Source organism: Bradyrhizobium sp. th-b2 (assembly GCF_000426785.1).
Lineage (GTDB): Bacteria > Pseudomonadota > Alphaproteobacteria > Rhizobiales > Xanthobacteraceae > Bradyrhizobium > Bradyrhizobium septentrionale.
On sequence record NZ_AUGA01000004.1, the window covers coordinates 353,395 to 364,829 of the forward strand.

General features: G+C 64.1%; 8 protein-coding genes and 1 pseudogene. 8 read left to right on the plus strand and 1 reads right to left on the minus strand.

What is annotated here, in order from left to right; genetic code table 11:
• Positions 1-26: 26 nt before the first annotated feature.
• Positions 27-1,970: a PrkA family serine protein kinase gene (locus K359_RS0109030; RefSeq protein ID WP_028342433.1), complete on the minus strand. Its 1,944-nt coding sequence runs from the start codon at positions 1,968-1,970 to the stop codon at positions 27-29.
• Positions 1,971-2,476: 506 nt separating this feature from the next.
• On the opposite strand from K359_RS0109030, the gene K359_RS0109035 reads away from it, so the two are divergent.
• The 8 genes and pseudogenes from K359_RS0109035 (at position 2,477) to K359_RS0109070 (ending at position 11,434) form a co-directional block, all read left to right on the plus strand.
• Entirely contained in the window at positions 2,477-3,103 is a 627-nt protein-coding gene (locus K359_RS0109035) for a hypothetical protein (protein ID WP_035976373.1), read from the plus strand.
• Positions 3,104-3,171: 68 nt separating this feature from the next.
• A pseudogene (locus K359_RS66155) lies at positions 3,172-3,617 on the plus strand (DsrE family protein).
• Between the two features lie 249 nt (positions 3,618-3,866).
• Entirely contained in the window at positions 3,867-6,713 is a 2,847-nt protein-coding gene (locus K359_RS0109045; RefSeq protein WP_029079062.1) for a bifunctional transaldolase/phosoglucose isomerase, read from the plus strand.
• An 11-nt stretch (positions 6,714-6,724) separates the two neighbouring features.
• Positions 6,725-7,708, plus strand: coding sequence for a phosphogluconate dehydrogenase (NAD(+)-dependent, decarboxylating) (gene gnd, locus K359_RS0109050; protein ID WP_029079063.1), 984 nt, complete (start codon positions 6,725-6,727; stop codon positions 7,706-7,708).
• 144 nt (positions 7,709-7,852) lie between these two features.
• Entirely contained in the window at positions 7,853-9,346 is a 1,494-nt protein-coding gene (gene zwf / locus K359_RS0109055) for a glucose-6-phosphate dehydrogenase (RefSeq protein WP_245284550.1), read from the plus strand.
• Positions 9,347-9,348: 2 nt separating this feature from the next.
• Entirely contained in the window at positions 9,349-10,101 is a 753-nt protein-coding gene (gene pgl / locus K359_RS0109060; RefSeq protein ID WP_029079065.1) for a 6-phosphogluconolactonase, read from the plus strand.
• 41 nt (positions 10,102-10,142) lie between these two features.
• The gene (locus K359_RS0109065) at positions 10,143-10,631 is read left to right on the plus strand and encodes a gluconokinase (protein ID WP_156928426.1); all 489 of its coding nucleotides are present in this window, start codon (positions 10,143-10,145) and stop codon (positions 10,629-10,631) included.
• A complete protein-coding gene (locus K359_RS0109070; RefSeq protein WP_029079067.1) occupies positions 10,628-11,434 on the plus strand; it encodes a Cof-type HAD-IIB family hydrolase in 807 nt (268 codons plus the stop codon). Before K359_RS0109065 ends, K359_RS0109070 begins: the two co-directional genes overlap by 4 nt.
• Position 11,435: the final 1 nt, after the last annotated feature.

Genomic DNA, 11,435 nt, shown 5'->3' on the forward strand with positions numbered 1-11,435 from the left:
CCGGTGCCGGCTCTCCGGATCGTGCACTAGCCGGCCTGCTTGACCCGCATGTACCACTCGACGAGCCTGCGGACCTGGCGCTCGGTATAGCCGCGCTCCACCATCCGCTCGACGAACTCGCCGTGCTTCTTCTCGGTCTCGCCATCCTTCTTCGATCCGAACGAGATCACCGGAAGCAGATCCTCGACCTGCGAGAATATCCGCTTCTCGATCACGTCGCGAACCTTTTCGTACGAGGTCCAGCTCGGGTTCTTGCCATTGTTGTGCGCCCGCGAGCGCAGCGAGAACTTGACGACCTCGTTGCGGAAGTCCTTCGGGTTGGCGATGCCGGCCGGCTTCTCGATCTTGGTCAACTCCTGGTTCAGGAGCTCGCGGTTCATCAGCTGGCCGGTGTCGGGATCCTTGAAGTCCTGATCCTCGATCCAGGCGTCGGCGTAGTCGACGTAACGGTCGAACAGGTTCTGGCCGTAGTCGGCATAGGATTCCAGATAGGCCTTCTGGATCTCGTTGCCGATGAACTCGGCGTAGCGCGGCGCGAGATCGGCCTTGATGAATTCGAGATAGCGCTTCTCGGTCTCGTCAGGCAGCTGCTCGCGGCGGATCGCCTGCTCCAGCACATACATCAGGTGCACCGCATCGGCGCCGACTTCGGTGGTATCATGGTTGAAGGTCGAGGCCAGCACCTTGAAGGCAAAGCGGGTGGAGACGCCGTCCATGCCCTCGTCGACGCCGGCCGCGTCCTTGTACTCCTGCACGCTGCGCGCCTTCGGATCGGATTCCTTGAGGCTCTCGCCGTCATAGACCCGCATCTTGCCGAACAGCGTCGAGTTCTCGTGCTTGCGCAGCCGCGACATCACCGAGAAGCGCGCCATCGTCTCCAGCGTCGCCGGAGCGCATGGCGCGGCGGCAAGCTCGGAGCCCTGGATCAGCTTCTCGTAGATCTTCTGCTCTTCGGTCACCCGCAGGACGTACGGGACCTTGATGACGCAGATGCGGTCGATGAAGGCCTCGTTGTTCTTGTTGGTCTTGAAGCTCTGCCACTCCGCCTCGTTGGAGTGCGCGAGGATGATGCCGGTGAACGGAATCGCGCCGATGTTCTCGGTGCCGATGTAGTTGCCCTCCTGCGTCGCGGTCAGCAGCGGGTGCAGCATCTTGATCGGCGCCTTGAACATTTCGACGAACTCGAGCACGCCCTGGTTGGCGCGGTTGAGGCCGCCGGAATAGCTGTAGGCGTCGGGATCGTTCTGGGCGTAGGTCTCGAGCTTGCGGATGTCGACCTTGCCGACCAGCGAGGAGATGTCCTGGTTGTTCTCGTCACCGGGCTCGGTCTTGGCAACCGCGATCTGGCGCAGTCGAGAGGGCTGGATGCGTGCGACGCGGAATTGCGAGATGTCGCCGCCGAAGGCTTCGAGCCGCTTGTAGGCCCAGGGCGACATCAGCCCGCTCAGCCGGCGGCGCGGAATGCCGTACTTCTCCTCGATCATCGGGCCAAGCGTCTCGGGATCAAACAGCCCAAGCGGGCTCTCGAACACCGGTGACAGTTCGTCACCCGCCTTCAGCACGTAGATCGGATGAATTTCCATCAGCGCCTTGATGCGCTCGGCAAGCGATGACTTGCCGCCGCCGACCGGCCCGAGCAGATAGAGGATCTGCTTGCGCTCCTCGAGGCCCTGCGCGGCGTGGCGGAAGAAGCCAACGAGGCGCTCGATCGTGTCCTCCATGCCGTAGAAGCCGGCGAAGGCTGGATACGATCTGATCGTACGGTTCAAAAAGATACGGCCAAGGCGTGGGTCCTTGGCCGTGTCGATCATCTGAGGCTCACCGATCGCCGCTAATAACCGCTCGGCCGCATTGGCATATCGCATCGGATCGCTTCGACACGACTCCAGATACTCGGCCATCGACATGTCGGTCTGGCTTCGCGCTTCAAACGACCTTGCGAAGGCGTTGAACAAAGAATCGTTGTACATGATCCCTCTCTCCACGATATGTATCGCCGCACGACTGACACGAGTCGCAACCAGAGCATCCAAGGATCGAATCAGCGTCGGCACGCTGGGTCCATTGGACACTCGACCGACTCACTTCGGCAATGCACGGCGCGTGCAGCCTCTGCCTTATCAACAGGCAGGAAGCTTAATGGTTCATCAATATCCCCCGACGGTAGCCTGTTTTTGACGGTTGTAGCGCCTCCGCAACATCCGTGGTTTACCGGGGCCCAGGCCTCCGAGGCGGATATCCGAGCGGGGCAACTTCCCCGTCCGGCGATGAACGTTAGCCTCCCTGAAAAGGTGTGACCGTCCAGCCTTGGCGTCAAGATGCATGCCTCACAAGCTGCATGAACAATCTGTCAGACAGCGTTGAACGTGCCTCGTTGTCGCCGCGACTAAGGCAACGAGCCCGCGCAGTTCCGCGCGGCACCATTGCCGCGCCTAGATGTGACACCTTGGAGGCACGGCATATTCCCGAGACGGTCATGCAGCGGACGTTCCTTGTTGTCGCACTCGCAGCCGCGGCCTGCGCCGGCGCGGCGTTAACCGCCCAGACGCAGGAAGCCGTCGACAAGGCGACGGCGGCGGCCTTCGACAACAGGATGTTCGCCGGCCCGCCCGGCGCGAAAGCCTATGCCTGCTTCGTGCGGCGCTACGATGCAAATCATCTGGCGCAGCACCCGAAGCAGAAGGTCAGCGCGATGAAGCTTCTGGTGTCAGCCGAAGACGCGCCGGAGGACAAGACCACCAATTACGCATTCCGGCTCGGCGTCACCTACCGCCACCGCCCCGGCAATTTCGACTCCAGCGGCTGCAACCACGCGATCGCAACCGAGTCCGGCCACGAGGTACGCTTCGAATGCGACGTGGATTGTGAGGGCGGCGGCATCACCGTGGCGTTGTCGAAGGACAACAAATCCGCGATCGCGCGGCTTGGCCGCATCCTTGGCCGCATCATGGTGTGGAATCGCGACAAGCCCGACGACGACGCGCGCGAAGCGCTGTTCGCAGGCGCCGACGACAAGATCTTTCGCGTCGACCGCGCGAACTCGAGCGAATGCGCCGAACTTGTGACCGACCGCCAGGAACTCGCTGCGCTCCGCCACAAGTGATGGGCTTGCCCAAGCCGAAAACACCAAGTCGAAAACACCAAATCAACAACATCAGCGCGAGGGACGCCATGCACCGACGCAGCATTCTGTGGGGCACCCTCTCGGCGATCGGCGCCGTCTTTTGCGGCGTCACTGGCGAACGCCGCCACCGCGGCACCGCCGCAGAAGCTGAAGGTGGTCTATCACCTCGATGACCTCGACAAGGTCAATTTCGTGATCGGCAACATCCAGAACCATCTCGACGGCGTCGGCGGCCCGGACAATGTGACGATCGCGCTGGTGGTGCACGGCCAGACGCTGAAGGCGGTTCATTCGGCCACAGCCAACCCCGACCTGGCAAAGCGTCGGGCAGTTCACGAGGTCCGGAATTGAGCTCGCCGCCTGCCGCAACACCATGAAATCACAGAACATCGGCCTGAAGGACCTGCTCGCGGGCTTCGTCGCCGCCGAGCGCGGCGGCGTGGTCCGCCTCGCCGAGCTGCAATCCCAAGGCTACCTCTACCTGCGGCCCTGACGCGCGGCCATGCGCCGCAACGCGTCATAAAAATGTGCCGAGATCAGGGTCTGCTCGGACCGCCTCCCAAGGGAACGCGAAGGGATCGAGAAGGGATCGAGAAGGGATCGAACTGTTGTGAATGGCGTTATCCCTTGGGAATGCCGATATTCCGCCCGGGCTCCACCTCATGTTGACAATCCGTCTCTACCCCCGAAAGCTGCCCGGGAACCCAAAAATCGACCCTCGATCGAACGAGAACAGGCACCCATGAACCCCGTCAAAGCACTCGAAAATCACCGCCAGGCCGTCTGGCTGGACTTCCTCGCCCGCGGCTTCGTCGCCAAGGGTGACCTGAAGCGGCTGATCGAGACCGACGGCGTCAAAGGCGTGACGTCCAATCCCTCGATCTTCGAGAAGGCGATCGGCAGCTCGGACGAGTATGACGGCGCGATCGGCCAGGCCCTCAAGAAGGGCGACCGCTCGGTCGCCGACCTGTTCGAGCATCTCGCGGTCGAGGACATCCAGCACGCCGCCGACGTGCTGCGCCCGGTCTACGACAAAAGCCACGGCGGCGACGGCTTCGTCAGCCTCGAAGTGTCGCCCTATCTCGCGATGGACACCAAGGGCACGATCGCGGAGGCCGAGCGGCTCTGGAAGGACGTCCACCGCAAGAACCTGATGGTCAAGGTGCCGGCGACGCCGGAGGGATTGCCTGCGATCGAGTATCTGATCGGCGAAGGCATCAGCATCAATATCACGCTACTGTTCTCGCAGGAGGTCTACCGCCAGGTCGCGGAGGCCTATCTCAAGGGCCTGGAAAAATACGTCACCAAGGGCGGCGACCCCTCCCATATCGCAAGCGTCGCGAGTTTCTTCGTCAGCCGCATCGACTCTGCCGTCGACAAGCAGCTCGACGAGAAGATCGCGAAGGCCAACGATCCGCACGAAAAGGAGCGGCTCGCGGCGTTGAAGGGCAAGGTCGCGATCGCAAATGCGAAGCTCGCCTACCAGGACTACAAGCGCCTGTTCTCGGGCGCGCGCTGGGACAAGCTCAAGGCCAAGGGCGCCAAGCCGCAGCGGCTGTTGTGGGCGTCCACCGGCACCAAGAACAAGGACTACAGCGACGTGCTCTATGTCGAGGAGCTGATCGGCCCCGACACCGTCAACACCGTGCCGCCGGCAACGCTCGACGCGTTCCGCGATCACGGCAAGGTGCGCGACAGCCTCGAGGAGAATGTCGACGACGCCCGTCACGTGCTGGAGGAGCTGGAGAAGTCCGGCATCTCGCTCGATGCAATCACCGAGGAATTGGTCAAGGACGGCGTCAAACTGTTCGCCGATGCGGCCGACAAGCTTTACGGCGCGGTTGCCCACAAGCGCGCGACCTCGCTCGGCGGCGGCATCGACCACCAGAAGCTCGTACTCGGCGCCACGATCGAGAAGGCGGTCGAGAAGAGCGCGGAGGAATGGCGCGCCTCGGCCAAGATCCGACGGCTGTGGCAGAAGGACAAGTCGGTCTGGACCGGCGACGACGAGAACAAATGGCTGGGCTGGCTGACCAGTGCGGCCTCTGCCGATGTGGCCGACTACGAGGATTTCGCGCAGCGCGTGAAATGGCAGAACTTCACCGACGCCGTCGTGCTCGGCATGGGCGGATCGAGCCTCGGGCCGGAGGTGCTGGCGCAAACCTTCCCGCACCGCACAGGCTTCCCGCGGCTGCACGTGCTCGACTCCACCGACCCGGCGCAGGTGCGCGCGATGGAGGAGTATGTCGACATCTCCAGGACGCTATTCATCGTCTCCTCCAAATCCGGCGGCACCACCGAGCCGAACGTGATGAAGGACTATTTCTTCGATCGGGTGGCCAAGGCGATCGGCAAGGATTTGGCCGGCCATCGTTTCATCGCGGTGACCGATCCAGGCTCATCGCTGCAGAAGGTCGCGATCAAGCAGGGTTTCGCCCGTATCTTCTACGGGGATCCTGCGATCGGCGGCCGCTATTCCGTGCTGTCGCCGTTCGGCCTGGTGCCGGCGGCCGCCGCAGGCATCGACGTCCGCAGCCTGCTCGGCCATACCCTCGCCATGGTGCGCTCCTGCGGGGCCGACGTGCCGCCGCAGGAAAACCCGGGCGTGCAGCTCGGGCTTGCGATGGGCATCGCCGGGCTCGACGGCCGCGACAAGGTGACGATCTTCTCCTCGCCTGACGTCGCCGATTTCGGCGCCTGGGCCGAGCAGCTGATCGCGGAATCCACCGGCAAGGACGGCAAGGGCCTGATCCCGATCGAGGGCGAGACGATCGGTGACGCCGCGGTCTACGGCAACGACCGCTTCTTCATCGACCTGCGCACCGAGGGCGAGCACGATGCTGCCCATGAGAGAAAACTCGCCGCGCTGGAGGCCGCGGGTCATCCCGTCGTGCGCATCGTGATGAAGTCGATCGACCATATCGGCCAGGAGTTCTTCCGGTTCGAGATCGCGACCGCGGTGGCAGGCTCCATCCTCGGCATCAACCCGTTCAACCAGCCCGATGTCGAGGCCGCCAAGATCAAGACGCGCGAGCTGACGGCAGCCTTCGAGAAGACCGGATCGCTGCCGGCCGAGCAGCCGGTGGTGTCCGCCGACGGGGTCGATCTCTACACCGATGCGCAGAACGCCGAGGATCTGCGCAAGGCCGGCGCCAATGGCGACCTCAATTCCTGGATCAAGGCCCATCTCTCGCGCTCCGGCCGCGGCGACTATGTCGCGCTGCTCGCCTATATCGAGCGCGACGGCGACACCATCGACGCCATGCAGGCGATGCGGCTGAAGGTCCGCGATGCCAAGCACCTCGCTACCTGCGCCGAGTTCGGCCCGCGCTTCCTGCATTCGACCGGGCAGGCCTACAAGGGCGGCCCCGACAGCGGCGTGTTCCTGCAGGTCACGACCGACGATGCCCAGGACCTGCCGGTGCCCGGCCAGAAAGCGAGCTTCGGCGTGATCAAGGCGGCGCAGGCGCGCGGCGATTTCGACGTGCTCACCGAGCGCGGCCGGCGGGCACTGCGCGTGCATCTCAAGGGCGACCTCGCCTCCGGGCTCGCGGCGCTCGACGCCGCGATCTCGGCTGCGTTGAACTGACGGAGGCGAGGATGCAACTCGGCATGATCGGCCTCGGGCGGATGGGCGGCAACATCGTCGGCCGCCTGATGACCCAGGGCCATACCACTGTGGTCTATGACAAGGATCCCAAGGCGGTCGCGGCGCTGGTGGCGGACAATGCCACCGGCGCCTCGTCGCTGGAGGATTTCGTCCTCAAGCTGGAACCGCCGCGCACCGCCTGGGTGATGCTGCCGGCCGGCAAGATCACCGAAACCACCATCGACGCGCTCGCAAAGCTGATGCAGCCCGGCGACGTCATCATCGACGGCGGCAACACCTTCTGGCAGGACGACGTCCGCCGCGGCAAGGCGCTCAGGGAGCGCGGGCTGCACTATGTCGATGTCGGCACCAGCGGCGGCATCTGGGGCATCGAGCGCGGCTATTGCATGATGATCGGCGGCGACAAGGGCGTGGTCGATCGGCTCGACCCGATCTTCAAGACGCTGGCGCCAGGCAACGGCGACATCCCGCGCACCCCCGGCCGCGAGGGCCGTGATGCCAGGATCGAGCAGGGCTACATCCACGCCGGTCCTGTCGGCGCCGGCCATTTCGTCAAGATGATCCACAACGGCATCGAATACGGCCTGATGCAGGCCTATGCCGAAGGCTTCGACATCCTGAAGAACGCCAATATCGAGGCGTTGCCGCCGGAGCATCGGTTCGATCTCGACATCGCCGACATCGCGGAAGTCTGGCGGCGCGGCAGCGTGATCCCGTCCTGGCTGCTCGACCTCACCGCCTCGGCGCTGGCGCACAACCACACGCTCGACAATTATTCCGGCTTTGTCGAGGATTCCGGCGAAGGCCGCTGGACCGTCAATGCCGCGATCGATGAGGCGGTGCCGGCCGAGGTGCTGACGGCTGCGCTCTACACCCGCTTCCGCTCGCGCAAGGATCACACCTTCGCGGAGAAGATCCTCTCGGCGATGCGCGCAGGTTTCGGCGGCCACAAGGAGCCGCCGAAGAAGGCTTAGAGCGTTTTCGAGCGAAGCCTGTCCCGCATTTGATGCGGGATGGGCACCGGTTCGCGTGAAGAAAACGCGTCAAAACCAGAACCTGGAGCCCCCGTTCCGATTCAATCGGAACGGGGGCTCTGGAACATAACCGCGGAAGGTCACGTGCAGAAGAAACCCGATCCCTGCTCCTTCATCATCTTCGGCGCTACCGGTGATCTGACACACCGGCTGGTCGTCCCGGCGCTCTACAATCTTGCCGCAGGCAATCTGTTGCCGGACAAATTCTGCGTCGTCGGCATTGTCCGCAAGGGGATGTCGAGCGAGCAGCTGACCGACAGCCTGATGCAGGGCCTTCGCAAATTCGCCACCCGCCCGGTGGATGAGGCGATCGCGAAGCGGCTGTTCGAATGTGTCACCTCGGTCGAGGCCGATCCGCGCGATCCTGCGTCGTTCGATGCCATGAACGAACGGCTCGACAGGCTCGAGACGGCGCGCGACACCGGCGGCAACCGGCTGTTCTATCTCGCGACTCCACCGAGCGCCTTCCTGCCGATCAGCGAACAGCTCGGACGCACCGGCATGCTGGAGGAGAACGGCGCCTGGCGGCGGCTGATCATCGAGAAGCCGTTCGGCACCGATCTGGCATCGGCCAAGGCGCTGAACGCCGCGCTGCTGAAGCTGATGGACGAGCACCAGATCTACCGGATCGACCATTATCTCGGCAAGGAAACCGTCCAGAACATCCTGGTGCTGCGCTTTGCGAACGGCATGTTCGAGCCGATCTGGAATCGCAACCACATCGACCACATCCAGATCACCGTGGACGAGAAGCTCGGCGTCGGCCATCGCGGCAGCTTCTATGACGCCACCGGCGCGCTGCGCGACATGGTGCCGAACCATTTGTTCCAGCTGCTGTCGCTGGTGACGATGGAGCCGCCGGCGCGCTTCGATGCCCACGCCGTACGCTCCGAGAAGGCCGAGGTGCTGAGCGCGATCCAGACCCAGAGCGAGCAGGAGGCGCTGTCCAATTCGGTGCGCGGCCAATACCGCGCCGGCCGGATCGGCGACACCGAGATCGAGGACTATCTCAAAACACCTGACGTCAAGCCCGGCAGCTCGACCGAGACCTATGCCGCACTGAAGCTGACTATCGACAATTGGCGCTGGGCCGGCGTGCCGTTCTACCTGCGCACCGGCAAGGCGCTGACCAGCAAGCGCACCGAGATCGCGATCAAGTTCAAGCAGGCGCCGTTCGCGATGTTCCGCGATACGGCGGTCGACCGTCTGTCGCAGAATTACCTGGTCATCTCCACCGAGCCGACCGAAGGCATCGAGCTGCAGTTCAACACCAAGGTGCCGGGCCCGACCATCAATATCGACGGCGTCGAGATGAAGTTCCGCTACAAGGACTACTTCAAGGCCGAGCCGTCGACCGGCTACGAGACGCTGATCTATGACTGCATGATCGGCGACAATCTGCTGTTCCAGCGTGCCGACAGCGTCGAGGCCGGATGGCAGGCAGTGCAGCCCTTCCTCGACGCCTGGAAGAGCGCCGGCGGGCGCGGCCTGCAACCCTACAAGGCCGGCAGCGAAGGCCCGGAGGCCGCCAACGCGCTACTGACGCGCGACGGCCGCAGCTGGCGGAAGCTCGGCTGATCATGGCTACCGGCGGCGAGCGCAAGATCATCACAGTCGCCGATCCGGCGGCACTGGCGCATGCCGCCGCCGAACGGGTGATCGCGAGGCTTGCCGAGAACAGCGGCCGGATCGCGGTATGTCTCACCGGCGGCTCCAGCCCCAAGGCGCTCTACCAACTGCTGGCGACGCCGGATTATCGTGAGAGGATTCCATGGGACCGCGTCGACTGGTTCATCGGCGACGAACGCCTGGTGCCGCGCAAGGACAAGCTGCACAATATGAGCATGGCGCGCGAGGCCTTCCTCGACCGCTGTGCCCCGGCCGCCAATGTGCACCCGATCGCAACCGACACTGCCGACCTCAGGGATCCCGACGTCAGCGCGGCGCTGTATGAGAACGAGCTGATGGCGTTCTACGGCGCCGAGCAGCTCGATCCGGCGCGGCCGCTGTTCGACCTGGTGCTGATGGGCATCGGGCCCGATGGCCACACCGCCTCGCTGTTTCCCGGCTACCCTGCGGTCGAGGAAACCCGGCGCTGGGTGGTCGGCGTGCCCAAGGCCAATGTCGAGCCGTTCGTGCCGCGCGTGTCGCTGACCTTGCCCGCCCTCGCCTCCTGCCGCGAGATTCTGTTCGAGGTAGCAGGCGAAAGCAAGCGCGCGATCTTGACGCGCCTGTTCGCGGGCGAGAACCTGCCGGCAAACCGCGCGCGATCGCAGGGCGAAACCGTCTGGCTGATAGATCACGCCGCGCTGCCGGAGGATTTTCTTGGGTGACTGTCTTGGCTGACGGGCAAAACCCCTGCGCACTGGTCGTGATGGGCGTCTCCGGCTCGGGCAAGAGCACCATCGCCGATCGCCTCGCGATCAGGATCGGCTGGCGCTTCGAGGATGGCGACAGTTTTCATCCGCCAAGCAATGTCGCGAAGATGCATTCCGGCCAGCCGCTCACCGACGAGGACCGCTGGCCCTGGCTGCGCGCGATCGCCGATGAGATCGATCGCATTTGCGGCGTCCGCGAACGTGCCGTGATCGCCTGCTCCGCGCTGAAGCGCGCCTATCGCGACATCCTGCTGCATGGCCGCGACGATGTCCGCATCGTCTTTCTCGATGGCACGCAGGAGCTGATCGCGGCGCGGCTCGCCGCACGCAAGGACCATTTCATGCCGCCGGGGCTCCTCGCCAGCCAGTTCCGCACGCTGGAGCCGCCGACGCCGGATGAACGCCCGATCACGGTTGCGATCGACCGCTCGGTCGAAGCCATCATCGAAGACATTGTCAGTCAACTGAAGCTGGATCGCCCATGACCCGCATCGCCCTTGTCGTGTCCGATGTCGACGGCACGCTGCTCACCAAGACCAAGACCCTGACCGACGACGCCAGGGCGGCGGTGCGCAGGCTGCATGAGGCCGGCATCGGCTTCACCATCGTCTCCAGCCGCCCGACGATCGGGATGAGCTTCCTGGTCGCGCCGCTCGCGATCACGCAGCCGATCGGCGCCTTCAACGGCTCTTCGATCGTCGATCCGCAAATGAAGCCGCTCGAGCAGCATTTGATCCCTGCAGCGACGGCGAAAGGCTGCGTCGACCTGTTGCGCAACTATGGCGTCGACATCTGGCTGTTCACCAACGATCGCTGGCTGACGCGAAATCCCAACGGCGAGTACACCGCCCACGAGCAGCACACCATCAAGCACGATCCGACCATCGTCGACGACTTCACGCCCTATCTCGGCCAGGCCTGCAAGATCGTCGGCGCGAGTTCGGATGCCGCCCTGCTGCAGCGCTGCGAGGCGGAAATGCAGCAGATGGTCGGCAATGATGCGACCGCGGTCCGCTCGCAGACCTACTATCTCGACGTCACCCCGCCCGGTCATGACAAGGGCACCTTCGTCGAGGGCATCGCGAAACGCCTTGGCGTGTCGCTCGAGAATGTCGCCACGATCGGTGACATGCAGAACGATCTGCCGATGTTCGCGAGAAGCGGCGTCTCCTTTGCGATGGGCAATGCCAGCGATGACGTCAAGGCACGCGCCACGCATGTGACCGAAACCAACGAGCACGACGGTTTCGCCCGGGCGATGGATGTGGTGCTGACGATGGGCCGTTAAT